Origin of the sequence: Nitratireductor aquibiodomus (genome assembly GCF_900105565.1) — a bacterium.
Classification (GTDB): Bacteria; Pseudomonadota; Alphaproteobacteria; order Rhizobiales; family Rhizobiaceae; genus Nitratireductor; species Nitratireductor aquibiodomus.
Genome location: NZ_FNSL01000001.1, coordinates 2,761,043 through 2,786,878 on the forward strand (window position 1 = coordinate 2,761,043; position 25,836 = coordinate 2,786,878).

General features: G+C 62.8%; 21 protein-coding genes and 1 riboswitch. Of the genes, 20 read left to right on the forward strand and 1 reads right to left on the reverse strand.

Features of this window, described 5'->3' with window-relative positions:
• Window positions 1-687 precede the first annotated feature (687 nt).
• Window positions 688-883: riboswitch (cobalamin riboswitch) on the forward strand.
• Between the two features lie 197 nt (window positions 884-1,080).
• The 11 genes from BLW55_RS13190 to cydX all read left to right on the forward strand — a co-directional run bounded on the left by BLW55_RS13190 (window position 1,081) and on the right by cydX (window position 13,818).
• Complete coding sequence (locus BLW55_RS13190) at window positions 1,081-2,100, forward strand: LLM class flavin-dependent oxidoreductase (RefSeq protein ID WP_244509072.1); 1,020 nt, start codon at window positions 1,081-1,083, stop codon at window positions 2,098-2,100.
• 53 nt (window positions 2,101-2,153) lie between these two features.
• Window positions 2,154-3,086, forward strand: coding sequence for an ABC transporter substrate-binding protein (locus BLW55_RS13195; protein WP_244439783.1), 933 nt, complete (start codon window positions 2,154-2,156; stop codon window positions 3,084-3,086).
• Between the two features lie 21 nt (window positions 3,087-3,107).
• Window positions 3,108-4,277, forward strand: a complete 1,170-nt coding sequence (locus BLW55_RS13200) for a FecCD family ABC transporter permease (protein ID WP_025030880.1) — start codon at window positions 3,108-3,110, stop codon at window positions 4,275-4,277.
• Entirely contained in the window at window positions 4,274-5,119 is an 846-nt protein-coding gene (locus tag BLW55_RS13205) for an ABC transporter ATP-binding protein (RefSeq protein ID WP_090329116.1), read from the forward strand. The genes BLW55_RS13200 and BLW55_RS13205 overlap by 4 nt, the downstream gene beginning before the upstream one ends.
• Before the next feature lie 136 nt (window positions 5,120-5,255).
• A complete protein-coding gene (locus BLW55_RS13210; protein WP_090329117.1) occupies window positions 5,256-6,575 on the forward strand; it encodes an O-antigen ligase family protein in 1,320 nt (439 codons plus the stop codon).
• Window positions 6,576-6,862: 287 nt separating this feature from the next.
• Window positions 6,863-7,435, forward strand: a complete 573-nt coding sequence (locus BLW55_RS13215) for a GbsR/MarR family transcriptional regulator (protein WP_007010159.1) — start codon at window positions 6,863-6,865, stop codon at window positions 7,433-7,435.
• Window positions 7,432-9,192 (forward strand): thiol reductant ABC exporter subunit CydD, encoded by a 1,761-nt coding sequence (cydD, locus tag BLW55_RS13220; protein WP_090329118.1) that lies wholly within the window; start codon window positions 7,432-7,434, stop codon window positions 9,190-9,192. Before BLW55_RS13215 ends, cydD begins: the two co-directional genes overlap by 4 nt.
• Window positions 9,189-10,880 (forward strand): thiol reductant ABC exporter subunit CydC, encoded by a 1,692-nt coding sequence (gene cydC / locus BLW55_RS13225; protein ID WP_090329119.1) that lies wholly within the window; start codon window positions 9,189-9,191, stop codon window positions 10,878-10,880. Before cydD ends, cydC begins: the two co-directional genes overlap by 4 nt.
• Before the next feature lie 46 nt (window positions 10,881-10,926).
• The gene (locus BLW55_RS13230; RefSeq protein ID WP_090329120.1) at window positions 10,927-12,504 is read left to right on the forward strand and encodes a cytochrome ubiquinol oxidase subunit I; all 1,578 of its coding nucleotides are present in this window, start codon (window positions 10,927-10,929) and stop codon (window positions 12,502-12,504) included.
• A 5-nt stretch (window positions 12,505-12,509) separates the two neighbouring features.
• Complete coding sequence (gene cydB, locus BLW55_RS13235; RefSeq protein WP_007010163.1) at window positions 12,510-13,667, forward strand: cytochrome d ubiquinol oxidase subunit II; 1,158 nt, start codon at window positions 12,510-12,512, stop codon at window positions 13,665-13,667.
• A gap of 31 nt (window positions 13,668-13,698) precedes the next feature.
• Complete coding sequence (gene cydX, locus BLW55_RS13240) at window positions 13,699-13,818, forward strand: cytochrome bd-I oxidase subunit CydX (protein ID WP_007010164.1); 120 nt, start codon at window positions 13,699-13,701, stop codon at window positions 13,816-13,818.
• 43 nt (window positions 13,819-13,861) lie between these two features.
• Here cydX and BLW55_RS13245 read toward each other — a convergent pair whose 3' ends face one another.
• Window positions 13,862-15,160, reverse strand: a complete 1,299-nt coding sequence (locus tag BLW55_RS13245) for a mechanosensitive ion channel family protein (protein ID WP_090329121.1) — start codon at window positions 15,158-15,160, stop codon at window positions 13,862-13,864.
• A 118-nt stretch (window positions 15,161-15,278) separates the two neighbouring features.
• Here BLW55_RS13245 and BLW55_RS13250 point away from each other — a divergent pair, with 118 nt between their 5' ends.
• The 9 genes from BLW55_RS13250 (at window position 15,279) to BLW55_RS13290 (ending at window position 25,789) form a co-directional block, all read left to right on the forward strand.
• Window positions 15,279-17,306: a hydantoinase/oxoprolinase family protein gene (locus BLW55_RS13250; RefSeq protein WP_090329122.1), complete on the forward strand. Its 2,028-nt coding sequence runs from the start codon at window positions 15,279-15,281 to the stop codon at window positions 17,304-17,306.
• A gap of 99 nt (window positions 17,307-17,405) precedes the next feature.
• Window positions 17,406-19,589 (forward strand): malate synthase G, encoded by a 2,184-nt coding sequence (locus tag BLW55_RS13255; protein WP_090329123.1) that lies wholly within the window; start codon window positions 17,406-17,408, stop codon window positions 19,587-19,589.
• A gap of 61 nt (window positions 19,590-19,650) precedes the next feature.
• Window positions 19,651-20,331: a tRNA (adenosine(37)-N6)-threonylcarbamoyltransferase complex dimerization subunit type 1 TsaB gene (gene tsaB / locus BLW55_RS13260; RefSeq protein WP_090329124.1), complete on the forward strand. Its 681-nt coding sequence runs from the start codon at window positions 19,651-19,653 to the stop codon at window positions 20,329-20,331.
• On the forward strand, window positions 20,331-20,816 hold the full coding sequence (locus BLW55_RS13265) for a GNAT family N-acetyltransferase (protein ID WP_090329125.1): 486 nt from the start codon (window positions 20,331-20,333) through the stop codon (window positions 20,814-20,816). The genes tsaB and BLW55_RS13265 overlap by 1 nt, the downstream gene beginning before the upstream one ends.
• A 74-nt stretch (window positions 20,817-20,890) precedes the next feature.
• A complete protein-coding gene (gene olsA, locus BLW55_RS13270; protein ID WP_090329126.1) occupies window positions 20,891-21,685 on the forward strand; it encodes a lyso-ornithine lipid O-acyltransferase in 795 nt (264 codons plus the stop codon).
• A 123-nt stretch (window positions 21,686-21,808) separates the two neighbouring features.
• Window positions 21,809-23,161 (forward strand): tRNA (N6-isopentenyl adenosine(37)-C2)-methylthiotransferase MiaB, encoded by a 1,353-nt coding sequence (miaB, locus tag BLW55_RS13275; RefSeq protein WP_244509171.1) that lies wholly within the window; start codon window positions 21,809-21,811, stop codon window positions 23,159-23,161.
• A gap of 59 nt (window positions 23,162-23,220) precedes the next feature.
• A complete protein-coding gene (locus BLW55_RS13280; protein WP_007010171.1) occupies window positions 23,221-24,189 on the forward strand; it encodes a PhoH family protein in 969 nt (322 codons plus the stop codon).
• Window positions 24,190-24,202: 13 nt separating this feature from the next.
• Complete coding sequence (gene ybeY, locus BLW55_RS13285) at window positions 24,203-24,706, forward strand: rRNA maturation RNase YbeY (protein ID WP_425286764.1); 504 nt, start codon at window positions 24,203-24,205, stop codon at window positions 24,704-24,706.
• A 27-nt stretch (window positions 24,707-24,733) separates the two neighbouring features.
• Window positions 24,734-25,789 carry a hemolysin family protein gene (locus tag BLW55_RS13290; RefSeq protein ID WP_090329129.1) on the forward strand — a complete coding sequence of 352 codons (1,056 nt, stop codon included), beginning with the start codon at window positions 24,734-24,736 and terminating at the stop codon, window positions 25,787-25,789.
• Window positions 25,790-25,836 lie beyond the last annotated feature (47 nt).

Consider the following 25,836-nt stretch of genomic DNA (forward strand, 5'->3'; position numbering starts at 1 on the left):
CGGTAAAACTGATGATCGGCATGTGTTGAATATCATCACAAAGCCCCACACCTCCTGTGAGGCCACGATGGCGGGCAGTTTACTGTCGTCACCGGCATGGTGCGCCCGGCATGGTTTGAGCCGGCGATGCTCGTGATGGCGCTCCAAAGCGTCTGAAGTCGCCCGGTCAAAGCACCGACCGCCTCGACGCAGAGCCTGTGGTTGCAGGCTGAAAGCAGGTCAGGGCGCACGGAAGTCCGGCATTCTGCCCGCAGATTGTCGCTCGATCAGAGCTGCCCATTAAACGAGACGTGTCCACCCGACTGCACCCCCCGAGGTGAGCAGCCATCCAACCGGCGTGCTCAATGTTTATATATGAAGCATACATTCATTTATAAATCAAACACTAGATCGCCGTGCGTTCATCCGCACGCACAAAGGACGATCTAAATTCTTGATGGAGCATCGGAATAATCCGAAAACCGGATTCCACTTTTCGGTCCGATGCTTTAGTTCCACCATCGGTTGCTTTCCGCCGGGATATGCCAGGGCGATGCAGCGGAAGGCCTGGATTTTCGCCTATGGATGGCGGACTTCGGAGCGAACGCGGCCACAGGACTGGCAGGGCGTTCAGGCTCGCCCGGCCCAGCCGATGATTTTGTCATGGAACCGGGCTGCGGTGTGTTGCGCGGCGACCGCTTCGCCGCTAGGGTCGCTCCCGCATGCGGTTCCGCATCCTGCGGATGAAAAGGGAACCCGGTGCGATCTCCTGGCGGGATCAATTCCGGGGCTGCCCTCGCAACTGTAAGCGGCAAGTTCTTCCAATGCCACTGGCCAGAGCCGGGAAGGCGGAGCGAACGTCCGAGCCGCGAGCCAGGAGACCTGCCTCATGCATTGACCATGAACGCCGGACGAGGTGCGCCGGCAGGAGGATCAGAATGCATGCAGGCGCGGCTTTGCCGGCGACAAGACGATTTAACGGGCTCGATCGTCTTCGATATGTTATATCATTTCAAATGAGTCGTTTCCGCCTTTTTCCGTCGGTTGCTGCAGGTGGCCCGAATGCGCGTTGATCTGGCTGGATTCGCGCGGGAGGGGGCATTGGGCGATCACGCTGCACTCATGTACCTCGTCGAACGCGCTGATGCGCTTGGCTTTGGCGGCATCTGGTTCAACGAGTTTCACTTCGCCCGGGAAGCGCTGCCCTATCCGTCGACGCTGTTGCTCGGCGCGGAGATCCTGGCGCGTACGGAGCGGCTGCGCTTCGGCACGTCGATCCTCGTCCTGCCGCTCTATCACCCGCTCATGCTGGCCGAGCAGATCGCGCAGCTTGATTTTCAGAGCGGCGGCAGGGTCGATTTGGGCATCGGACGTGGCACGGAGCCCGCGACTTTCACCGCGCTGGAGATTTCGCGTGACGATGCGCACCGCCGCTTCTGCGAAGCGCTCAGGATCATGATCGAAGCGTGGACAAAGCCGCACTGCTCTGCCGATGCCGGACCCTGGAAATTCGCCAATGTCGCCGTCGGACCGCCTCCGGTTCAGAAACCGCATCCGCCCGTCTACGTGGCCGGCGTCTCAGAAGAAACCGTCGACATCGCCGCGCGAAACGGGTTTCCGCTGCTGCTCAGTCTCGAACCGAACGAGGCGCGGCAATTGCCCGTGTTTCACGCCGCACTTGAACGGCATGGCGCGTCGCGGGCATCGCTCACGGCCTCGTCGCTCTCTCGTTATGTGGTGATTGCTCCGACCCGGGCTGAAGCTGATGAGCGGGTCGACACGCTTCTCGATAGACTGAACACGCGCCGTGCCGAACGCGCGCTGGCACGCGGGATGACACCGCCAGAGCCGCGCAGCCGCGCTTTGATGATGGCTGATTTCACCATCGCGGGGACACCCGAGGAATGCCATGCGCAATTGCACGCGCTTTCGGCACGCACGGGTTCCAGCAGCATACGCTGCCTGTTCAGCGCCAATGGCTTGATCGCCAACGATGTGGCTCTCAGGGGCATGGAGCTCTTCGCTGCCGAGGTGCTCCCGGCTCTCGACAGGCAGGCCTCTTCTCCATCCCCATTCGAAAACGCCGGGAATGAGCCGGCTTTGCAAGGAGTGAATTCATGATGCGTTATGGCGGTCTCCGCGCTTTTGCGGTCGCGGGTCTATTGGCGGCTTCGATGCCTGCTTTCGCAGATGGAGCGGGCTTTCCCTATACGGATGAGAACTGCGGTGTCACCACCACCTATGACGCACCGCCGGCAAGGGCCGTTACGCTCAGCAACAACGCAACGGAGATGATGCTGGCGCTTGGGCTGGAAGACCGCATGGCGGGCACCTCCTATATGGCGAACCTCAAGATCAGCCCGCAATATGAAGAGGCGTATAACGAGGTTCCCGTGCTTTCGCCGCTTGTCGCCACGACCGAGCAGCTTATCGAGGTGGAGGCCGATTTTGTCTATGCCGGTTATCCTGACGGCTTCAGCGAAAGCCGCCACACGCGCGACCAGTTGCATGATCTGGGCATGAAGACGCGGCTCAACACCGAAGGCTGCAATCTCGGCAAATTCGGTTTCGATGAACTCTACGCTGAAATCCGCTCCGTATCTGCCATCTTTGGCGTGCGCGAGCGCGGCGAAGCACTGATCGCTGACATTGAAAAACGGCTCGCTGCAGTGGAAGAGGATCTCAAAGGCGCGGACGCCATACCGGTGTTCATCTTCAACGGCGGAGAGGCCGCCCCACGCGCCGTTCTTGGCAACACCATGCTGTCGCATGTGGTGTCGCGGGCCGGCGGCGAGAACATCTTTGGCGATGTTGCAAACCGCTATGGTCAGGTGTCCTGGGAGCAGATCGCCGAGCGTATGCCTGAATACGTCGTCGTCTATTACTCCGGCACCGCCGGCGGCCAGGTGGTCGGTGACCCTGCCGGTGAGCTGGGCCAGGGGCGGATCGAGATATTGAAGGCGAACCCGACCATCGGGGACGTGCCGGGCATTGTCGGTGAAAGATTTGTCACGATCGATTCCGTCTGGGGCCAGCCGGGGCCGAGCTCCATCGATGCGGTGGAGAAACTGGCCCGTGCTTTCCATCCCGAGCGGATGGGCGAATAGCAGGCGAGCGGGACTCACGGGATGCATGCTCCCGCCCCGAAGAGGGACGACCCAGACAGCCATGAAGCGCTGCTTGCCGTGCTCCAGTCAGCACCGCCTGCGCGAGGCGCGGCTCTTCGCCGTGTTGCTTTCGCCCGCGCGGCAAGCGGCGGGTCGCCAGGCTATGCGCTGGTCATTCTCCTGATGGTGGGGCTGCTCCTGGGTATGGCCATTGCGGGACTGATGTTCGGCTCGGTGCACATACCCGGTGGAACGGCGGTCGCCATTCTCGCCAATCTGGTGGCCGGCGACGGGCTGGTCGAGCCTGACTGGCGCGCGGTCTATGAGACCATTGTCGTCCAGACGCGCATGCCGCGTGTCGTGCTCGCCGCCCTTGTGGGCGCGAGCCTGGGGGTAACCGGCATGACGATCCAGTCCATCGTCCGCAATCCATTGGCCGGCCCGAGCATCCTCGGCGTTTCCTCCGGTGCGGCAACGGGCGCCGTGGTGGTGATGCGCTGGGGGCTTCTTGGTCTCGGCGTGTTCACGTTGCACATCTCGGCCTTTCTCGGCGGACTGGTAACACTCTTCGCAGTGTTCTGGGTTGCGCGGACGGGCGGGCACATGACACCGACGCGACTTGTGCTTGCCGGTGTGGCGATGAGCGCGATCCTGAGCGCGCTCACAAGCCTGATTGTGCTCACATCACCCGATCCGCAGCTCGCCTCACGGGTCCTGTTCTGGACACTGGGCGGCTTCGGCACCGCGCAGTGGAAGCTCATTCCCATTCCGCTCGTCGCCCTTGCGCTTGGGCTTGGCGTGATGCTGGTTCAGGCCCGTCGTCTGAACCTCCTGATGGCGGGAGACGAGAGCGCGGTGGCGCTCGGGCTCAACGTCCAGCGTTTCCGTCAGAGCATGTTTGTGCTGGCAGCCGCGCTCACCGGCATCACCGTGGCGGTGAGCGGCGTGATCGGATTTGTCGGTCTCATCATGCCGCACATCGTGCGGTTTCTCGTCGGAGCGGATCATCGTCGCGCACTGCCGGCGGTGGCGCTTCTCGGTGCGAGCTTCACCATTGGCGCCGATCTTGTCGCCCGCACAGTGATCGCGCCGCTAGAGCTGCCCGTCGGCATCGTCACGGCGCTCGTGGGCGGCCCGTTCTTCATCTGGCTTCTGCGGCGCGACGCGCGCGCATTTGGGGGTGCGCGATGAGTGTTCGGCCCGGTACGCTCGATCTGCGCTCGGTCACCGTGCGCACCGGCGCAAAGACGCTGGTCGACAATGTGTCGATCAGCGTTTCAGAAGGTGAGATGGTCGGCCTTCTTGGGCCGAACGGCGCAGGCAAATCGAGCCTGTTGCGAACCGTCTACCGCATAAACCGGCCGGCATCGGGCACGGTGCTTGTGAACGGTGAAGATGCGTGGCGGCAGCCCACTGAATGGGTGGCGCGCAATGTGGGTGCGGTGCTTCAGGATATGCCGGCGGAGTTTCCCCTGACGGTGCGTGATGTGGTCGCCATGGGCCGCTCGGCGCACAAGAAGCTTCTCGAGCCTGACACGTCACACGATCACACGCTGATTGCGGCCGCAATCGCGCTTCTTGGGCTGGAGCCGCTTCAGGGTCGCGCTTTTCGCACCCTTTCCGGTGGGGAACGGCAGCGCGTTCTCGTTGCGCGCGCGCTGGTGCAGCAGCCGCGTCTTCTGGTGCTTGATGAGCCGACGAACCACCTCGACATCCACCATCAGCTTCAGCTCCTGCGCTTCATGCGCGGCCTTGAAATCACGGTGGTGGCCGCACTTCACGACCTCAATCTCGCTGCCATGTTCTGCGACCGGCTTTGTGTGCTTGATCATGGCCGTCTGGTGGCTGTGGGAACCCCCGAAACGGTTCTGACGCCAGAGCTGCTCCGGCGTGTCTACCGTATCGATGCAACGATCGCCCGGCATCCTGAGACAGGAACCGTCTGGGTGATGCCATCGGCCGCGCCGCCCATTGGCCAGCCGGCGCGCGCAGCGGAGACCGCAGAACAGGCATCGGTCCACCGTTATAATTAACGCGGTCTTAAGCGAGGGGGCGCTTTATAAACTGAGAGCAACAGGTTTCGGCCCCAATGGTGAGCAATGCGGACTTTCCCGGATTTCACGGACGTAGCGCGCAGGCGCTGCCGCCTGGCCGGGTGTGCGTGATGCGATGAACAGCCTTGCCCAACAGCGCTGGTCGGGGCCGTCATTCGTTGCCCGCATGGCTGCTACCGGACAGCCCTCCACCGCCATTGCGGCGGCGCTGTTCACGGTTCTGATGATTTCCTTCCGCCCCTTTCAGCCTGCCGGACCACAGGTGACCGGCAGCGGCGGCGACATCGTCAACCAGCTCGGCTTCGGTGCGCTTGGGGCGATTGCCGTGGCTTCTCTCCTGATGCTGGTTGACCGGCGCGTCCTCGTCTCGCTGCTCAGCCCATGGTGGATTCTTCTCCTGGGGTTTGTGGCAGTCGCCACACTCAACACGCCGGTACCGAGCGACACGATGCGCACGGTGGCCTTCTCGGTCATCGGCATCGTCACCGTGGCCGCGATCCTGACCCTGCCACGCGATGCGGACGCGTTTTCGCGGGTGCTGGTCTGTGCCGGCTTTGTGATCCTCGGACTGTCCTATTTCGGCGTGGTTGCCATGCGCGATGTCGCGGTTCACCAGGCTTTTGATGTGGAGTCCCAGCATGCCGGCCTCTGGCGCGGCGTCTTCACGCACAAGAACATCGCCGGACCTGTGATGGCCGGACTGGCCTTCGCCGGCCTTTATCTGTGGCGGCGGGGATGGCGCTGGTCCGGTGCAACGATGGCCATTCTGGCGATGATCTTCGTCTTCCATACGGGCTCCAAGACAACCACCGCCACGGTACCGCTCGCCGGCATGCTGATCGCGTTGCCTGGCATTTTCGGTCTGCGGTTTCTGGTCCCGGTGCTGGTGATTGCCGCCGTCAGTGCGCTGGCCGTTGCCACCCTCGGCATCGTCTTTATCGGGCCGGTGAAGGAACTGGCAGCGACGCTTGCGCCCGATCTGACCTATACGGGGCGCACACCGGTCTGGGACTTTGCCGGAGACATGATCGCCCAGAGACCGTTTCTCGGATATGGCTTCGACAATTTCTGGCTGACGGAGCTCGTGTTCACCTCCGACCAGCCCTTCGACCGTCCGTGGGACATTCGCGGCATTGTGCACGGCCACAATGGATATATCGACATCGCACTCGGCATGGGGCTTCCGGCGCTTGCCGTCGCCATCGCCACCTTTCTGCTGGTGCCGCTGCGCGACTACATGCGCACGCCGCTCTATCGGGAAAATGTCTTTCTGGCCGATTTCTTCATGATGGTGGTCACATTCTGCGTGTTCAACGCATTTCTCGAGAGCTTCTTCTTTCGTCGGACGGACCCTGTCTGGATGTTTTTCGTGATGGGCGTGCTTGGCATGCGGCTCGTCGCGCGCTTCAGGGTGCCGGGCCAGGCGCTACGCTGACGAAGCAAGCCGACATTCAGGTGTCATGGCGCCTGCCGTAGGCTCTGCTTGCGGGGCGTGCACCGCGCTGCGTATCGCAGGCCTGCTGCATAACGGCGCACCACCGGCCACAGACTTGCCTTCCGTGATGCATGGACGTACATAAATTTCAGTAATTTCTGAAATTAGAGCAATTCCAGGAAAAGTGGAAGCCGAGTTTCCGTCCGGAGTTGCGCAAAAACAATAGGTTAGAGCGCTTTTGCGGTTCGGTGAAACGCAAAAGCGCTCCAGTGTCAGGACCGCTCATCATGAACCTCCCGCCACTCCTGCAGTCTTTCGTGTTGCACTTTGGAGAAATGGGCAGCCGTTGGGGCATCAACCGCACGGTGGGGCAAATTTATGCGCTGCTTTATGCGTCTTCCAAGCCGCTCTGCGCGGATGACATTGTCGAGGCGCTGTCCATCTCGCGTTCCAATGTTTCCATGAGCCTGCGCGAGCTTCAGGCTTGGAATCTCGTCATCCTGAAACATATTCCCGATGACAGGAGGGATTACTTCACGACACCGGACGATGTCTGGCAGATCCTGCGGACGCTGGCAGAAGAGCGCAAGAAGCGCGAGGTCGATCCCACGCTTTCTGTCCTCCGCGAGCTTCTGATGCAGACACCGGGCAGCGAGGAAGAGCGCCATGCACAGGCCCGCCTCGCCGAGATGCAGACCCTCATCGAGCAATTGACGAAGTGGTATGACGATGTGAAGCATCTGGAAACGGAGCAACTGGCGACCCTGCTGAACCTCGGCGCAAAGGTGACAAGACTGCTCGACGCCAAGGATCGCATTGTATCGCTCGGCCGCAGGCGCACGGAGCCGAAGACGCCATGACAACGCTCGACGCTGGCATAGGAAGACGCCGCCCCCGGGCCGCTGGGCGCACCACAGCGGCAGTGCCGCAGGCGCAGCCAGACGAGGTTGCGGACACGCTGTCTGCGCGCGACGGGGTCAGCAGGGTCGCGGTGCTACTGCAAACGACGGCATCGCTGCTCTGGCTTCCCCAAGCGGGTCTACTGGCGCTGGCGGTCGGCAGCATTGCCGCCGGTAGCGACGCTTCCGCGGCATGGCTTCCGGCCCTCGGCATTCTTGTTCTCGGTGTTGCGCGTGCGGTGATGGATGGCGCGGGCACTCGGCTGGCGTTTCGTCGGGCGCGGAGCCATTTGAGCGTGCTGCGCAACGAGGCGGTCGCGGCCCTTGCCGAAACCTCGCCGCTCGATGTTACGCGGCCCTCATCGGGGTTCGCCGCGAGCACGCTTGCCGAGCAGGCTGAGGCCGTCGTCCCCTATGTCGCCCGCTTCCGTCCGGCGCGGTCCAGGGCGATGATCGTACCCTTGGCGATCCTTGCCTGCGTGCTGGTGTTTTCGTGGGCGGCGGCGCTGGTGCTGCTCATCGCGGCACCGCTGATCCCGATCTTCATGGCACTGGTCGGTTGGCGGGCCAAGCAGGCAAGCGAAGAGCAACTCGCCGAGATGGGCAGCATGAATGCCTTCCTCATGGACAGGCTGCGTGGACTGACAACGATCCGTAGTTTCGACGCCGTGGATCGCACGGCAACGCAGCTGCGTGCCAGTGCCGAAGACCTTCGACGCCGCACAATGGCCGTGCTGCGCATTGCGTTTCTTTCCTCCGCCGTGCTGGAACTTTTTGCCGCACTCGGCGTCGCCATGGTCGCCGTCTATGTGGGCTTTCATCTGCTTGGTGAACTGAATTTCGGCGCATGGGGCGGCAGGCTCTCTCTGGCGGAGGGGCTGTTCATTCTGCTTCTGGCGCCGTCCTTCTTCGAGCCGCTGCGCGATCTCTCCGCTGTCTGGCATGACCGGGCATCGGGCGAGGCTGCTTTCGACGCGTTGAAGAAGCTGGCCGCGTCGGGGCGAAAGACCCTCGTCGCGTCTTCCGCGAAGGGCGGTCGGATCGGGACTGGCGGGGCGCTGTCGCTGTCCGTCGAAAAGCTTGTCTTCCACCACGCGGAAGGTGCTGCCCCGGTCTTCCACGATTTCGATCTTGAGGTGGAGCCCGGCGAGCGCATCGCGCTCGTTGCGCCGAGCGGCGAGGGGAAATCCACACTGCTTGCGCTCATTGCGGGACTGGTTGTGCCGGAGAGCGGGACAATTCGCATCGGCGGACCGCTCGTGGATGGCGCAAATGCCGCAGATCTACGAGCCTCCATCGCCTGGATCGGGCAGGACCCGCACATCTTCCCCGGCACGATCAGGAGCAATGTAACAATGGGCCGCGCAGATGTGGATCCGGCGCGCGTTTCGGCGGCGCTCGAGGCGGTAAGCCTGTCGGAACTTGCGGCTCGGCGCGGGCCGGCGATGATCGGCGAAGGCGGCTTTGGCCTCTCCGGTGGCGAAGCACTCCGGCTGGCGCTGGCGCGCGCTAGCGCGACGCCGCAGGCCGGTTTGGTTCTCGCCGATGAACCGACCGCTCATCTCGACCGTGAAACTGCGCGCGAGATCACCGAAAGCCTTTTGCGCGTCAGCCGTGGCAAGACGCTGGTCGTTGCCACGCATGATCCCGTGCTTGCCGCCCGCATGGATCGCGTCATCACACTGAACGCACCCGAAACGGCAGGAGCCAGGTCATGACCGGCAATCGCAATCTTCGCGCTGTCGCTTCGCTCTTCTGGTCCGGCAACCGCAACAGGCTTCTGGCCGGCGCACTCCTCTCGCTCGCGACCGTTTTGTGCGGCATCGCGCTTCTTGGGCTCTCGGGCTGGTTCATCACTGCCACGGCCATTGCCGGGCTTTCGCTAGCGACAGCCCTCGCCTTTGACGTGTTTGCTCCATCCGCCGGCATTCGCTTTCTGGCGCTCGCTCGCACGGCATCGCGCTATGGCGAACGCATCGCCACCCATGATGCAACACTGGAAGTGCTGGCCGAGCTGCGCGAGAGGCTGTTTCGCGGCTGGGCGGTCGCAGGTGCGGCGCGCGCCATGGCAGCGCGGCCTGCCCGTTTACTTTTCCGGCTAACAAACGACATCGACGCGCTGGACTCGCTTTACCTGCGCGTGCTCGTGCCACTGTTCTCGGCAGCCGGTGCGGCCGTTGTCACCGGGCTGGCGCTTGGGTTCATCGACATCCGGCTTGGCGTCGCTTCTACCCTGTTCCTGCTGGCGGTCGGGCTCGGTGTCCCGGCGCTCGCTGCGCGCCGCGCCCAAAAGCCGGCACGCCGCCGCGCGCACGCGCTTGAGGTTCTGCGTGCCCGCAGCATTGACCTTGTGCGCGGGCAAAGCGAGCTCGCCATGGCCGGGCGGATCACGGCCCAGCGTGAGGCAATTGCCAAGGCCGACCGGCGCCTGGCCGAGGCCGACGATGCGATGAACAGGACGGAAACGGACGTCAGCATCACGCTCGGCATCGCTGGCGCGGTGCTGATCGCCGCTATTCTGGTCGCCGGCGCGGAACTCGCGAGAGCCGGGCACATCAGCGCACCCGTCGCAGCACTGGCACTGCTCATCGGCCTGACCGCAACAGAACCGTTTGCTGCCCTGCGGCGTGGTGCTGTCGAGCTTGGTCGCACACTGACAGCCGTCCGCCGCGTCGGCCCACGGCTGAGAGCACAAGATAATACGCCGGCAAACAATGAAGCGGACGCCGCGCAGACGGCGGCATATCTGACGCATGCTACCGCGGCGCACCCGGGTGCAGCCTATCCGGCTCTTGCCGGTGTTTCGCTGCAGATCGAACAGGGTGAACGCATCGCGGTGATTGGTGCTAGCGGGGCCGGCAAGTCATCGCTGCTGGCGGCTCTCGCCGGCGAGATGACGCTCGTCGATGGCGCGGTCGCCAGCCTTCCCTCAATCCTGTTTACACAGCGCACGGAGCTGTTCAGCGACACGCTGCGTGGCAATCTCGCGCTGGCCAACCCAGGGGCCAGCGACGACGAGATGCATGCCGCGCTGGAAGCGGCAGGCCTGTCACGTTTGCTGCAACGCTTGCCGGATGGGCTCGACACCATGCTGGGCGAGGGCGGTACGGGCCTTTCCACCGGGCAGGCCCGGAGGCTTGCGCTGGCCCGGCTGTTGCTGCGGGACACGCCGGTCTGGTTGCTCGACGAGCCCACCGAGGGGCTGGACCGTGAAACCGCAAACGACGTGATCACGCGGGTTGGACGATTTGCGGCCGGCAGAACGCTCGTGGTGTCAACACACATCCGCCGTGAGGCCGAAGGCGCAGACCGCATCCTGCGCATGGGGCAGGGCCGCCTCCTCGCCGAGGCGCGTCGCGGCACCGCTGAATACAGTTTTCTGCTCGACGGTCTGAGACCGGAATGAGCGCTTCCCCCCGACGACCAAAGGAGCCGGACAGCCGGATGGTACAATGGAACTGAACATCGTCGATCTCTCGCGGTTGCAATTCGCGATCACCGCGCTCTACCACTTTCTGTTCGTCCCGCTGACGCTCGGACTGTCGGTGCTGGTCGCCATCATGGAGACGGTCTATGTGATGACGGGCCGCACCATCTGGCGGCAGATGACGAAATTCTGGGGCACGCTGTTCGGCATTAATTTCGTGCTCGGCGTCGCCACAGGCATCGTCATGGAGTTCCAGTTCGGCATGAACTGGAGTTACTACAGCCACTATGTGGGCGACATCTTTGGCGCACCTCTGGCGATTGAGGGCCTCATGGCCTTCTTCCTGGAGGCGACCTTTGTCGGCCTGTTCTTCTTTGGCTGGGACAAGCTCTCCAAACTCGGACACCTTGCCTCTGCCTGGGCGGTCGCCATTGGCTCCAATTTTTCCGCCCTCTGGATTCTCATCGCCAATGGCTGGATGCAGAATCCCGTAGGCTCCGCCTTCAACCCCCAGACCATGCGCATGGAGGTAACGGACTTTTACGCCGTGCTCATGAACCCGGTGGCACAGGCGAAGTTCGTTCACACCGTGTCGGCCGGTTATGTCACGGCCTCTGTATTCGTCCTCGGCGTCTCTGCCTGGTACGTGCTCAAGGGCAGGCATCTGGAACTCGCCAGGCGCTCCATGACGGTCGCCGCCTCTTTCGGCTTGGCCTCGGCGCTCTCGGTCGTGGTGCTGGGCGATGAAAGCGGTTATCTCGCCACCGAGCACCAGAAGATGAAGCTCGCCGCCATTGAGGCCATGTGGGAAACTGAACCGGCACCGGCTTCCTTCACCGCTTTCGGGTTCCCGGATCAGGAAGCGCGAGAAACGCATTATGCGGTTCACATCCCGTGGGTCATGGGCATCATCAGCACCCGCTCGCTCGACACGCAGATTCCTGGCATCGAGGAACTGGTCGAGCGTGCGGAAGAGCGCATCAGAAAAGGCATTGTCGCCTATGACGCATTGCAGAAAATCCGCGCCGCCGGCAGCACGGATGCCATTCCCGATGATGTCAGGACGGCGTTCGAGGAAAGCGGTGCGGACCTCGGATACGCACTGCTTCTGAAGCCCTATCTCGACGATCCGCGCGAAGCCACGGACGCGCAGATCACGCAGGCGGCAAACGACACGGTTCCAAACGTGCCGACGCTGTTCTGGACTTTCCGCATCATGGTTGGACTGGGCTTCTTCTTCATCCTGCTCATGGGGGTGTTCTTCTACCTGTCGGCGCGACACAGGCTGGACCGCTATCCCTTCCTCCTGCGCATCGCGGTCTTTGCCATTCCGCTTCCGTGGATCGCTGCGGAATGCGGCTGGATCGTCGCAGAGTTCGGGCGCCAGCCATGGATTATCGAAGGCGTTCTGCCCACGGCTGTGGCGGTGTCGAACCTCGGCGCTTCCACGGTGCTGATGACGATCGTCGGCTTCTCGCTGATCTACACCGTGCTCTTCATCGTCGAAATGACGCTGATGCTGCGCGCCATTCGCAAGGGGCCTGAACCAGACGAAGAGCCCGAGGCCGAGTTCGGTCCGCGTGCTTTCGTTCCGGCGGAGTAAGAACAATGATCCTGCACACTCTTATCGACTATGAAACGCTGCGTGTTATCTGGTGGGGACTGCTCGGCGTGCTGCTGATCGGTTTCGCGGTCACCGACGGCTTCGATCTCGGTACCGGAACGCTCCTGCCCTTCGTGGCAAAGACCGACACGGAGCGCCGCGTCGTGATCAACGCCGTCGGCCCCGTCTGGGAAGGCAATCAGGTCTGGCTGATCGTTGGTGGCGGCGCCATCTTTGCGGCCTGGCCTCCGCTTTATGCGGTGTCCTTCTCGGGCTTCTATCTTGCCATGTTCGCCGTGGTCTTCGCGCTCATCCTGCGTCCCGTGGCGTTCAAATACCGGTCGAAGCGCGAGAACACCGCCTGGCGCACGAGCTGGGACTGGGCGCTGTTCATTGGCGGTTTCGTGCCGGCGCTGATCTTCGGCGTTGCGGTGGGCAATGTCCTGCAGGGGGTGCCGTTTCGGCTCGAAAATGACCTGCGGATTTTCTACGAAGGCACGACATTGTTCGAGCTGCTTAACCCGTTTGCACTCCTGTGCGGTCTTCTCTCGGTGGCGATGCTCATCATGCATGGCGCATCCTGGCTGATGGTGAAGACGGAGGGCGCGGTTGCGGCGCGCAGCCGCGCCTTTGGCAGCGTCGCCGCCATGGCCACCATCGTGATCTTTGCGCTCGGTGGACTCTGGCTTTGGGCCGGCATTGATGGGTTCCGCATCACAAGCGCCATCGTCACCGACGGCCCGTCCAACCCGCTTGCCAAGACCGTGGAGCAGGCTGGCGGCGCCTGGTTCGACAATTACGCGGCGCATCCATGGATGATGATCGCACCGGGCCTCGGTTTTGCCGGTGCAGCCCTAGCGCTCGTTCTGTTCCGTGCCCGGCGTGAGGTGCCGACGCTGCTTGCCAGCGCGGTGTCGATCATCGGCATCATCTCGACCGTCGGCCTGTCGATGTTCCCCTTCATCCTGCCATCTTCCATCGCACCCGGCGCGAGCCTGACGGTGTGGGATGCATCTTCAAGCCACCTGACCCTGTTCATCATGCTGGTTGTGACGGCGTTCTTCGTGCCGCTGATCGTCGCCTATACGAGCTGGGTCTATCGGGTTCTGTGGGGCAAGGTCGACGCAAACGAAATCGAGAAGGGCAAGGGCCACGCTTATTGAGCGTTGCTGTGAGACAAAAGGAGATCACGACATGTGGTATTTCGCATGGTTGCTCGGACTTCCCCTCGCTGCGGCTTTCGCCGTTCTCAACGCGATGTGGTACGAGCTGATGGACGACGCGGCGAAGAAAAAAGAAGCCGAAACGCAATGAACCGCCAGACGCCGGCCTTGTGCCGGCGTTTTGCTTTCGAGCTTCAGTCGGCGATCTGCCCGCTTGCCGGCCGTTTCATGATCACTTCGCGGTGTGGATAGGGGATCTCGATCCCGCTTTCCTTCAGCGTGTCCCAAAGCGCGAGCAACACTTTGCCGCGCACATTGGTGAGCCCCTGCTGCGGATCGCGAATCCAGAAGCGCAGCACGAAATCGAGCGAGGATTCACCGAACCCCGTCAGCCAGCAGACTGGCCTCCGGTCCGCGTCCACACGGCCGACGCTCATGGCCGCTTCGATGGCAAGGGCCGAAACCTGATGCGGGTCGGCCTCGTAGGAAACGCCAAACGGCACATCAAGACGCACCATCTCATCGCTGAACGACCAGTTGATCACCTGCTGGGTGATGAAATCCTCGTTGGGGATGAGATATTCGCGCCCGTCGCGGGTGATGACGGACACGAACCGCGCCCTGAGCTCGCGGATCCAGCCGAATGTATCGCCGAGCGTAATCGTGTCGCCCGGCTTGATGGATTTGTCGAGCAGGATGATGATGCCCGAGATGAAGTTGGAAACGACCTTCTGCAGGCCGAAGCCCAGCCCCACGCCGACAGCGCCGGAAAACACCGTCAGCGCCGTCAGGTCGACGCCAACGGAGGACAGTGCGATCGCGCCTGCGGCGATGACAAGCCCGATCTTCACCACCTTGCCGAGCAGCACGCGGATCGACGGCGTGAGTTCGTCGGAGCGCTGGACGCGCTCTTCGAAATAATTGCCAAGCACGACGGCAAGCCAGACCGTGCCGGTGAGCAGCACCGCGGCTTTCAGCAGCACCAGTGCGCTTAATCGTGTTGCCCCCAGCGGCAGGGCCAGCGTGTCGAGAAACGCTGCGGCTTCGTCGTCAATGCCGAGAATGACGATGGCCGCATAGGTCCACGCGATCCAGCCGATGGTTCTGGCAAGCAGCCGATTCCGGATGATGCGCGACACCACCGAGGTAAAAAGCCAGGCGAGCGAGAGCGAGAGGGCGAGCGAAAGCAGCAGGGTCCGGCTCGGCCACGTGAGCGCGCGCAACACCGTCAGCACCGCGAAAAGCATGAGGACGAAGAGGATCCAGTCCGTGCGCCGCATCAGCGCCACGACGACGCGCAGAAGACCCTGATGGCCCTTGATGCGCCGTGCGCGCGCTTCGAGCCGGCTTTCCAGTCCGCGCGATGCCAGCTTTGCGACAAAGAGCAACACCGCAATGATTGCGAGCTGGTACAAGGTCCAGGGATTGGCGAGATTGACGAGTTTGGCCTGCACCCAACCCGAAATCTCGATCAGAAGGTCCACGAACGCCATGGTTGCAGTGTAAAGCAAATTCTGTCGGTGTGGAAACAGTGCGCGGCGCAAAGGTACAGCTTAATCAGTCGGATGCGGCTATGGTGCGTGTGGCTTTGTCGCGCGTCGGGGGCTTGCAATGAACGAAACGGGGATACCGGATGATCCGCTTCTGCTGGGCATAGATACCGGCGGTACCTACACGGATGCTGTCCTGTTCTGCGAGCGTTCGGGCGTTGTCGCCAAGGCCAAGGCGCTGACAACACGGCATGATCTGGCAGAAGGCATTGCCGGTGCCGTCGATGCCGTCCTGGCGAAGGCGTCCGCGCCTGCGCGCCGCATTGGCCTCGTCTCCATGTCGACGACACTTGCCACCAACGCGCTGGTGGAAGGTCAGGGCGGCCGCGTCGCGCTGGTCATGATCGGGTTTTCGGAAACCGATCTCACACAGGCGGGACTGCGCAACGCATTGCGCTCCGATCCGGTCCTGTTTCTCCCCGGCGGGCATGATGTGCACGGCAATGAAACGCCGCTGGAGATGGAGCGGCTTGAAGCGGAGATCGCGGCGCTGGCGCAGGACGTGACGGCTTTCGCCGTCTGCGCCTATTTTGCGGTGCGCAACCCCGCTCACGAGATCGCGGTCAGGGATTTCATCCGCGCCCGCACTGACCTTCCGGTCACCATGAGCCATGAGCTTTCGGCCCAACTCGGCGGTCCGCGCCGGGCGCTGACAACCCTGCTCAATGCGCGGCTCATCGCGTTGATAGATCGCCTCGTGCTTGCCTCAGATCGATTTCTTGAAACGCGTGGCATCCGCGCTCCGCTCATGGTGGTCCGCGGCGATGGCGCGCTCGTTTCGGCTGAGTTTGCCCGCCGCAGGCCCATCGAGACCATCCTGTCCGGCCCGGCTGCCAGTCTGGTTGGCGCGCGGTACCTGACAGGGCTAGACCGCGCCATCGTTTCCGATATCGGCGGCACGACCACAGACATCGCCGTTCTGGAAAACGGTCAACCGCGTATCGATCCGCAGGGAGCGAGTGTGGGCGGTCACCGCACCATGGTCGAGGCGTTGGCAATGCGCACGTTCGGGCTCGGCGGAGATTCTGAAGTCACGATTGAAGAGGGCGGACTGAGCGGCCGCATTGTGCTCGGGCCACGCCGGCTCGTGCCCCTGTCCCTTGCCGCACATCTTCATGGCGGCCGGATCGTCGAGGCGCTGCAAAAGCAGGAGACGAGGCCGGTGCCATCCCGGCTCAACGGGCGTTTTGCGTGTCTGAGCGGTATGCCGGCGCGTCACGCAACCGGCCTCTCGAAGAGCGAGGCCGCGCTCTATGCGCGGCTGGGGCCGGAGCCGGTGGCGCTTGACGCGCTCATCCTGTCCAGCGCGCAGCTTGCGCCGCTCGATCGTCTCGTCGCGCGCGGGCTCGTTTCGCTGATTGGCTTTACGCCTTCCGATGCCGCACATGTGCTTGGCCGGCAGACGGGATGGGATGCGGAGGCCGCGCGTCTTGGCGCTGCGCTTTTCGCCAGACGCCGCGACGGCGCCGGCCAACAGCTAGCGACGGATGCGGAAGCGTTCTGCGAACGTGTTATGGCGCGTCTTGCCCGACGCTCTGCCGAAGCCGTTCTCGAAACGGCATTGTGTGAGGACGGGCTCGACGGGGCGGCGCTCGCCGGGCACGAGCTTATGCGCCGGGCGCTCGATGGGGAGCAGAGCGTCACGCGACTGCGGGTTTCGCTCGATCGTCCGGTCATCGGCCTGGGCGCATCTGCGCCCCTGCACTATGCCGGGCTCGGCGCATTGCTTCGAGGAGATTGCGTGTTGCCAGAGGATGCGGATGTCGCCAACGCCATTGGTGCCGTTGTCGGCCGGGTGGGTGTGCGCAGCGAAGCCCATATCGGCCAGCCGCAAGAGGGCGTCTACCGGGTGCAGGTCGCAGAAGAACTGCGTGATTTTCCGGATGAAGAAGAGGCATTGGCCTTTGCCGAAAGCGTGTTGATGCGCGACCTGCACGACAGGGCGCGCCAGGCCGGCGCCGATCAGGCCGAGCTCCACGTGACGCGCGACATTCGCGCTGTCGATGTCGACGGCAGCCGCCGCTTTCTGGAAGCGCGGGTCGTGGCGCAGGCGTCGGGACGCCCGCGTATGACGCTCAACCACGATTGAGATTGAAACTTCTTCTCCGTCCGGCGAATTGACCCCGTGCCGCTGGCGTGGTGAAAGCAGTGCATCATTTCTGACATCGGGAAGAGGAGTGTCTGCCAAATGGAAAATCGCGTTGAGCTTCATGGGTTGAAGGTTGCGGAAGAGCTGCGCGATTTCGCCGTAAAAGAGGCGCTCCCCGGTACGGGCGTGGAGCCAGACCAGTTCTGGAAGGCGCTATCGGAGATCGTCCGCGATCTGGCGCCCAAAAACCGCGCCTTGCTCGCAAAACGCGATGCACTGCAGGAAAAGATCGACGCATGGTACAAAGAAAACGGCGCACCTGCGGATCAGGAAGCCTATCAGGCCTTCCTGCGCGAGATCGGCTATTTGTTGCCGGAAGGCGACGCCTTCTCGGTCTCAACACAAAATGTCGATCCGGAAATCGCCAGCGTCGCCGGTCCCCAGCTTGTCGTGCCGGTGATGAATGCGCGCTATGCGCTCAACGCGGCCAATGCGCGCTGGGGTTCGCTCTACGATGCTCTCTATGGCACCGACGCGATTTCCGAGGAGGACGGCGCGGAAAAGGGCAAGGGCTACAATCCGAAGCGCGGCGAAAAGGTCATCGCCTGGGCGCGTGCTTTCCTCGATGACAGCGCGCCGCTTGATGATGCCTCCTGGACGGAAATTACCGCACTTTCGGTGATCGACGGTCAGCTCGTGGCGAAGACCGAGGGCGGTGAAGCGCGCCTGAAGGATGCTTCGAAATTCGTCGGCTATCGGGGTGCGGCGGAGGAACCGTCCTCCGTTCTACTCGCCACCAATGGCATGCATGCGGAAGTCGTGATCGACCGCACGCACCCAATCGGCAAGACCGACAAGGCGGGCATTGCCGATGTGGTGCTGGAATCGGCGCTGACCACGATCCAGGATTGCGAGGATTCCGTTGCCGCCGTGGATGCGGAAGACAAGGTCGTCGTCTATCGCAACTGGCTCGGCCTGATGAAGGGCGACCTCGAAGAGCAGGTGACGAAGGGCGACAAGACCTTCACCCGCCGCCTGAACCCCGACCGCGAATACACCGCGCCCGATGGCGGCACGCTCTCGCTGCCCGGCCGTTCGCTGATGCTGGTGCGCAATGTCGGTCACCTGATGACCAATCCGGCCATTCTCGACGCCGATGGCAATGAAGTGCCGGAAGGCATCATGGACGCGCTCTTCACCGCCGCCATCGCGCTGCACGATGTCGGGCCGAATGGCCGCCGCATGAACAGCCGTGCGGGCTCCATGTATGTGGTGAAACCGAAGATGCACGGGCCCGAAGAAGTGGCCTTCGCGGTGGAGCTGTTCGACCGCGTCGAAAAAGCCCTCGGCATGGCGCCCAACACCATGAAGATGGGCATCATGGATGAAGAGCGCCGCACCACCATCAATCTGAAGGAGTGCATCCGCGCCGCGCGCGAGCGGGTGGTCTTCATCAACACCGGCTTCCTCGACCGCACGGGCGACGAGATACACACCTCCATGGAAGCCGGCCCGATGATCCGCAAGGGCGACATGAAACAGGCAGCCTGGATTGCGGCCTATGAGAACTGGAATGTCGATATCGGCCTTGAGTGTGGTCTTTCCGGTCACGCCCAGATCGGCAAGGGCATGTGGGCCATGCCGGATCTGATGGAGGCAATGCTGGAGCAGAAGATCGGCCATCCCAAGGCCGGTGCCAACACCGCCTGGGTGCCCTCACCAACGGCAGCGACGCTCCACGCGACGCATTACCACACGGTTGATGTGCATGCGGTGCAGGCCGAGCTGAAGAACCGCAAGCGCGCAGCCCTCTCCGATATTCTCTCGGTGCCGGTCGCCACGCGGCCCAACTGGACGCCGGAAGAAATACAGAAGGAGCTCGACAACAACGCGCAGGGCATTCTGGGCTATGTGGTGCGCTGGATCGATCAGGGCGTCGGCTGCTCCAAGGTGCCGGACATCAACGATGTCGGGCTCATGGAAGACCGCGCGACACTGCGCATTTCCGCTCAGCACATGGCAAACTGGCTGCATCATGGCGTTGCAAGCAAAGAGCAGGTGATGGAAACGATGAAGCGCATGGCGGCGGTGGTGGACCGGCAGAACGCCGGCGATCCGCTCTATCGCCCGATGGCGCCGGATTTCGACAAATCCATTGCCTTTCAGGCGGCCTGTGACCTCGTGTTCAAGGGGCGGGAACAGCCTAATGGGTACACTGAACCGGTTCTGCATGCACGCCGCCTTGAACTGAAGGCGCAAGACAGTGCAAGTAGAGCATCATGACCCGCTGATGGCGCATCGGATTCGCCGGCGGAACAACAACAGGTCGCCGGACTGTGCCTGAATGAAGATTCTTGCAATCGATACCGCGGCGGCGCTCTGCGCCGCCTGCGTTCTTGAAACCGATACGGATGAAGAGCTCAGTCGGCACGTGCTCGATCTGGGCAAGGGACATGCCGAGCATGTCATGTCGGTCACCGAAGGTGCGCTGAAGACTGCCGGTCTCGGCTATGACGCGCTCGGCGCCGTGGCCGTTTCGGTGGGGCCGGGATCGTTCACCGGCGTGCGGGTCGGCGTGTCCGCCGCACGCGGTCTGGCGCTTGCGCTCAATGTACCGGCGATTGGCGTTTCCACGTTGGAAGCACTTGGCGCGGAGGCGCGTGAGGCCTTTCCCGGGCGCACCATTCTCGTGGCGCTCGGGCAGCGCGCGCCAAATCTCTTCGCCGCGGGCTTCGACAGTGAAGGGCGCATTCTCCTCGAACCTCAGAGCCAGTCAGCGGAGCGGCTGGCGGAATGGGCCTTTGCCGAGAATGCAGTCGTCTATGGCGTTGCCGCAGAGCTTGTGGCCGCTGCGGGCTCCGGCGCGCTCGACATCCAGCCAGCCGGCGCCACGGCCGACATTTTGACCTTCGCCCGGCTTGCCGCTGCAAAGGGGGCGGGTAGCGAGCCGCCGAAGCCGCTCTATCTGCGGGCACCCGACGCTGCCCCGCAGCAGAATTTCGCGCTCCCGCGAAAGGAAGGCTGATGGCCCTCTTTCCGAAAAAACGCGAGTTCGTGGTGCGACCGCTGGAGGTGGCAGACAGTCTCGTTCTGGCTGATCTGCATGCAGAGGATTTTGCCCGCCCATGGAGCGATGCGGAGTTTGAAGCTTTGCTCACCCAGGATGGGGTGTTTGGTTTCGCCGTTTCTGAAATCGGCAGAAAGCCGCCGCAGCTTGCCGGGTTCGTGCTTGCGCGACAGGCCGCGGATGAAGGCGAAATCCTCACCATTCTGGTGGCGCGAAGCCAGCGACGCCACGGTCTTGGCCGCCAGTTGATGGATGCGGTGCTTTTCAGGATGCACAGCGACCGTGCTGACGCCCTGTTCCTGGAAGTGGACGAGACCAACGCCGCTGCCATTGCGCTCTACCGAAGGCTCGGATTCCGGCAGGTCGGTGGTCGGCCGGATTACTACCGCGACGCCAGCGGCAGGCGTACCAGCGCCATTGTCATGCGCCGCGACCTGCGCTGAAGCTGTTTCCCGCCAGCAAAAAATGCTGTAAGCGTCCACTCCTCGCAACGGGCCTCAAGGCTGATCCAGGGCTGATGTCCAGCACGTTACGTTTCGTCATCGCAATACTGATTGTCGCGTTTTACACACTGCCGCTCATGCTGGTGCAGGAGCTGGCGTTGCGCACGCGGCTTTTGAGCGACCGCATCGTGCCGCGGCTCTGGCATCGGCTCACGCTTGGCGTGCTCGGCGTGCGGGTGCGCATGGAAGGACGCCCCTCGACACAGCGCCCGCAGATGATCGTCGCCAATCACGTTTCATGGCTCGACATTCTGGTTCTCGGTTCGCTCGACGGTGTTCATTTCATCGCCAAGTCGGAAATGCGGGGTTGGCCGATCCTCGGCACATTCGCCCGGCAGCAGCGGTCCGTTTTCGTTGAACGCGAACGCCGCCGCACTTCGCCGGAACAGGCGCGCGAGATCGCCGAGCGGCTGGCCGATGGCGATCCGATGGTGCTTTTCGCCGAAGGCACGACAGGCGATGGAAACCGGCTTCTGCCATTCAAGAGCACGCTGTTCAGCGCGGCACAGCTTGCGCTGGCGAGCGATCGGGCCGAAAGCGTCACGGTGCAGCCCGTGGCGATCACGTATCTCAGCAAGGGCGGTCTCCGGCTCGATCGGCGCGAGCGCGCCGCGCTGTCGTGGATCGGCGATACCGACCTTCTGCCCAATCTCGTAACGGTTCTTCAGGCGCGGCCTGTCGACATCGTTGTGCGCTATGGCGATCCGATCCCGTTTCTGGCAAAAGGCGACCGCAAGACCGTCACGCGGGAAGCCGAGGCGCAGGTGCGCGCCATGCTCACAGCAGGCTTACGCGGCACCGAAATTTGACGGATTCATCACACTGCGAAGAATCGTCTGTTTTTTGACACGCAAAAACGTTAGGAAACCGGCATGGAACAGAATATCCCGCCGGAAACCGGCAGCTCCGAAAACACCGACGGCGCATCCGTGATGCGCCCCGCCGGCAAGAAGGTTTTCGTCAAAACCTATGGCTGCCAGATGAATGTCTACGATTCGCAGCGCATGTCCGATGCGCTGGCGGCAGATGGCTATGCGCCGACGGACCAGATCGAAGAGGCCGACCTCGTTCTCCTCAACACCTGCCACATCCGCGAAAAGGCGGCGGAAAAGGTGTATTCGGAGCTTGGTCGTCTGCGCGTACTCAAGGAAGAGCGCAGCCAGGCCGGTCGTGAAACGGTGATCGGCGTTGCCGGTTGCGTTGCACAGGCCGAGGGGCAGGAAATCCTGCGCCGTGCGCCTGCCGTCGATCTGGTGATCGGACCGCAGACCTATCATCGCCTGCCCAAGGTGGTGCAGCGCGCGCGCGGCGGCGAAAAAATCGTCGAGACCGATTACGCCATCGAGGACAAGTTCGAGCATCTGCCGCAGCCGCAGAAGCGTGTGGTGCGCAATCGCGGCGTGACGGCGTTTCTGACCGTGCAGGAAGGCTGCGACAAGTTCTGCACCTTCTGCGTCGTGCCCTATACGCGCGGTTCCGAGGTGTCGCGGCCCGTGGCGCAGATCGTCGCCGAGGCGGAGCGCCTGGCCGAAGGCGGTGTGCGCGAGGTGACGCTGCTCGGCCAGAACGTCAACGCCTGGCATGGTGAAGGCGCGGACGGACGCGAATGGGGCCTTGGCGAACTCCTGTTCCGGCTGGCCGAAATTCCCGGTCTTGACCGGCTGCGTTACACGACCAGCCATCCACGGGACATGGATGATGCGCTGATCGCGGCCCATCGCGACCTGCCGAAGCTGATGCCCTATCTGCACCTGCCGGTGCAGTCCGGTTCTGACCGCATCCTCAAGGCGATGAACCGCAAGCATACGGGCGACGATTACCGTCGGCTGATCGACCGCATACGCGAGGCGCGACCAGACATCGCCATGTCGGGCGATTTCATCGTCGGCTTCCCCGGCGAGACGGATCAGGATTTTGAGGACACGATGCAGCTCGTGCGCGACGTGACCTATGCGCAGGCCTTTTCGTTCAAATATTCGCCGCGGCCGGGAACGCCGGGTGCGGATCTTGGCGATCAGGTGCCGGAGGCGGTCAAGAACGAGCGGCTTCAGGCACTTCAGGCGCTCCTTATGGAACAGCAGCGCGGCTTCGTGAAAAGCCTTGTCGGCAGTGAGATGGACGTTCTGCTCGAAAAGCCCGGTCGCCAGCCGGGCCAGCGTGTTGGCCGTTCGCCGTGGCTCCAGCCTGTGATTGTTGATGAAAAAGCTGGCGAAATCGGCGACATTATCCGTGTTCGAATCGCGGAATCAGGTCCAAACAGCCTGTTTGCCGAGCCGGTGTCGTAAAGGAGAGGCGCTTGACCGCCAGCACTGAGTTGAAGAACCTGCCCTCAGGGGCGTCGGACATGGCACACATCGTGCTGACCTTCGATGACAACAAGCTGGCCAGTGCCCTCTACGGGCCTTTCGACGAGAACCTGGCCCAGATCGAGCAGCGGCTCGGTGTCGACATCCGCTCCAAAGGCAACCAGCTTACCGTAAAGGGAGAGAGCGTGGCCGCCGCACAGGCGCGCAGGGCGCTGGATTACCTCTACGACCTTCTGCAGAAGGGCACGGAGCTTGCGCCATCGGATGTAGACGGTGCGGTGCGGCTGGCCATCGCCGCCGATGAGCAATTGACCTTTCCGACCATGGAAAGCAAGGGAAAGCTCGCCGCCGCGCAGATTTCCACGCGCAAGCGCACCGTGCATGCGCGCTCGGCCAATCAGGACGCCTATATGCGGGCGCTTGAGCGCTCGGAGCTGGTGTTTGGCATCGGTCCCGCCGGCACGGGCAAGACCTTCCTCGCGGTGGCCTACGCAGCCATGCTTCTGGAGCGCGGCGCGGTGGACCGCATCATTTTGTCGCGGCCGGCGGTCGAGGCCGGCGAGCGGCTGGGCTTTCTGCCGGGTGACATGCGCGAGAAGGTCGATCCCTATCTGCGCCCGCTCTATGACGCACTCTACGACATGATCCCGGCGGAGAAGGTCGAGCGCGCTCTGGCAGCCGACGTGATCGAGATTGCGCCGCTCGCTTTCATGCGCGGCCGCACGCTGGCCAATTCGGTGGTGATTCTCGATGAGGCGCAGAACACCACGCCCATGCAGATGAAAATGTTTTTGACGCGGCTTGGCGAGAATGCGCGCATGATCGTCACCGGTGACCCGAGCCAGATCGACTTGCCACCCAATACCAAGTCGGGCCTGGTCGAAGCGCTTGAGGTTCTGGGCGATGTGCCCGGCATCGTCACCGTCCGCTTCGACGAGAAGGACGTGGTGCGTCATCCGCTGGTGGCTGCGATTGTCCGGGCCTATGACAAAAAGGCGCGGGGCTGACCCGCGCAGGCTGATGGACGATACTCCCCCTGCCGGTGAAATGCCGGAGATCCTGATCGAAGTCGCCGTCGAGGCGGGCGACTGGGCGTCTGAAGCCGCGCTTCAGGCTCTGGCCAACCGCGCTATCGGCGCTGCCGCATCCGTGATTGGGCTTGAGCCGGACGAGGGTGGTGCAGTCAGCCTGCTTTTTACGGGCGATGCAGAAATCCAGGTGCTGAATCGCGAATGGCGCGGCAAGGACAAGCCCACCAATGTGCTTTCCTTCCCGGCACCCGATATGCTCGCTCCGGGAGGTGAGATGCAGCCTCTCGGTGATGTTATCGTTGCCTATGAGACGGTTGCGCGGGAAGCGGCAGAAGAGGGCAAGCAATTCGATCATCATCTGACGCATCTGATCGTTCACGGATTTTTGCATATCATGGGATATGACCATGAAACCGAGGAGGAGGCGGAAGAGATGGAAGAATTGGAGCGCAAAACGCTGCAAACACTTGCCATTCGCGATCCGTATGCCTAACTGAAGGGCTCAATTGAACAAACGGCCATGACAGAGAACACGATAATCGCGGCGGGAGATGTGCCCGCAAGCGAGACGAACTCCTCCGAGGAGGGGGAAGAGGGGTCTAGTAGACCTCCCCAACGAAGCTCCGGCAGCCGCCTGTCCCTCTGGGAGAGAATGATGGCAGCGCTTGGCATTCGAAACGGTTCCTCGCTGCGCGACGATCTCGCGGACGCGCTGGACGAACACACGCACGACACGGCGGCCTTCTCCCCCGGCGAGCGGGCCATGCTGAAAAACATTCTCCGGCTGCGCGAGCTGCGCGTCGAGGATGTGATGGTCCCGCGCGCCGATATCGAGGCGGTAGACCTGAACACCACGCTGGGCGATCTTCTGAATGCCTTCGAGAGATGCGGTCACTCGCGTATGCCTGTTTACGGGGAAACGCTGGATGATCCGCGCGGCATGGTGCACATCCGCGACATTGTGAGCCATATCACCAAAACGGCAAAGGCGAAGAAGGGCCGGGCACGCAAAGTGCCGGAAGCGCCCGCTTTCGATCTCGGCAAGGTCGAACTCGACCGCACAATCGGCGATCTCAACCTTCCACGCTCAATCCTGTTCGTGCCTCCATCCATGCTGGCATCGGACCTGATGGCGCGAATGCAGGCCTCCCGCACCCAGATGGCCCTCGTCATCGACGAGTATGGCGGCACGGACGGGCTGGTGTCGCTGGAAGACATCGTCGAGATGGTTGTCGGTGACATTGAGGACGAACACGACGACGACGCGCCGCTCATAGAGCAGATCGGCGAGGATGCTTTCGTGGTGGACGCCAAGGCGGAAATCGAGGACGTGGCCGAGGTGATCGGTGAGGATTTTCACGCCGAAGAGCATTCCGAGGATGTCGATACGATTGGCGGCGTGATCTTCAACGTCCTGGGGCGTGTTCCCGCGCGGGGCGAAGTGGTGCAGGCCATACCGGGCTTCGAATTTCAGGTGCTGGATGCCGATCCGCGCCGTGTGAAGCGCGTGCGCATCGTGCACAACCGGGCATCGGAACGCCGCAGAAGGTCGGCGCGCATCGGCGACAATTTGTAGCGCCCCCATCCCAAATCCGCGAGATGGTTTCAAAGCTCGGCAAACTG

What these genes read in the sequence shown, in the direction of transcription:
- BLW55_RS13195 (WP_244439783.1), top strand. Translation starts at nt 2,154, where the DNA reads ATGCCTGCTTTCGCAGATGGAGCGGGCTTTCCCTATACGGATGAGAAC.
- BLW55_RS13200 (WP_025030880.1), top strand. Translation starts at nt 3,108, where the DNA reads ATGCATGCTCCCGCCCCGAAGAGGGACGACCCAGACAGCCATGAAGCG.
- BLW55_RS13205 (WP_090329116.1), top strand. Translation starts at nt 4,274, where the DNA reads ATGAGTGTTCGGCCCGGTACGCTCGATCTGCGCTCGGTCACCGTGCGC.
- BLW55_RS13210 (WP_090329117.1), top strand. Translation starts at nt 5,256, where the DNA reads ATGAACAGCCTTGCCCAACAGCGCTGGTCGGGGCCGTCATTCGTTGCC.
- BLW55_RS13215 (WP_007010159.1), top strand. Translation starts at nt 6,863, where the DNA reads ATGAACCTCCCGCCACTCCTGCAGTCTTTCGTGTTGCACTTTGGAGAA.
- cydD (WP_090329118.1), top strand. Translation starts at nt 7,432, where the DNA reads ATGACAACGCTCGACGCTGGCATAGGAAGACGCCGCCCCCGGGCCGCT.
- cydC (WP_090329119.1), top strand. Translation starts at nt 9,189, where the DNA reads ATGACCGGCAATCGCAATCTTCGCGCTGTCGCTTCGCTCTTCTGGTCC.
- BLW55_RS13230 (WP_090329120.1), top strand. Translation starts at nt 10,927, where the DNA reads ATGGAACTGAACATCGTCGATCTCTCGCGGTTGCAATTCGCGATCACC.
- cydB (WP_007010163.1), top strand. Translation starts at nt 12,510, where the DNA reads ATGATCCTGCACACTCTTATCGACTATGAAACGCTGCGTGTTATCTGG.
- cydX (WP_007010164.1), top strand. Translation starts at nt 13,699, where the DNA reads ATGTGGTATTTCGCATGGTTGCTCGGACTTCCCCTCGCTGCGGCTTTC.
- BLW55_RS13245 (WP_090329121.1), bottom strand. Translation starts at nt 15,160, where the DNA reads ATGGCGTTCGTGGACCTTCTGATCGAGATTTCGGGTTGGGTGCAGGCC.
- BLW55_RS13250 (WP_090329122.1), top strand. Translation starts at nt 15,279, where the DNA reads ATGAACGAAACGGGGATACCGGATGATCCGCTTCTGCTGGGCATAGAT.
- BLW55_RS13255 (WP_090329123.1), top strand. Translation starts at nt 17,406, where the DNA reads ATGGAAAATCGCGTTGAGCTTCATGGGTTGAAGGTTGCGGAAGAGCTG.
- tsaB (WP_090329124.1), top strand. Translation starts at nt 19,651, where the DNA reads ATGAAGATTCTTGCAATCGATACCGCGGCGGCGCTCTGCGCCGCCTGC.
- BLW55_RS13265 (WP_090329125.1), top strand. Translation starts at nt 20,331, where the DNA reads ATGGCCCTCTTTCCGAAAAAACGCGAGTTCGTGGTGCGACCGCTGGAG.
- olsA (WP_090329126.1), top strand. Translation starts at nt 20,891, where the DNA reads ATGTCCAGCACGTTACGTTTCGTCATCGCAATACTGATTGTCGCGTTT.
- miaB (WP_244509171.1), top strand. Translation starts at nt 21,809, where the DNA reads ATGCGCCCCGCCGGCAAGAAGGTTTTCGTCAAAACCTATGGCTGCCAG.
- BLW55_RS13280 (WP_007010171.1), top strand. Translation starts at nt 23,221, where the DNA reads ATGGCACACATCGTGCTGACCTTCGATGACAACAAGCTGGCCAGTGCC.
- ybeY (WP_425286764.1), top strand. Translation starts at nt 24,203, where the DNA reads ATGGACGATACTCCCCCTGCCGGTGAAATGCCGGAGATCCTGATCGAA.
- BLW55_RS13290 (WP_090329129.1), top strand. Translation starts at nt 24,734, where the DNA reads ATGACAGAGAACACGATAATCGCGGCGGGAGATGTGCCCGCAAGCGAG.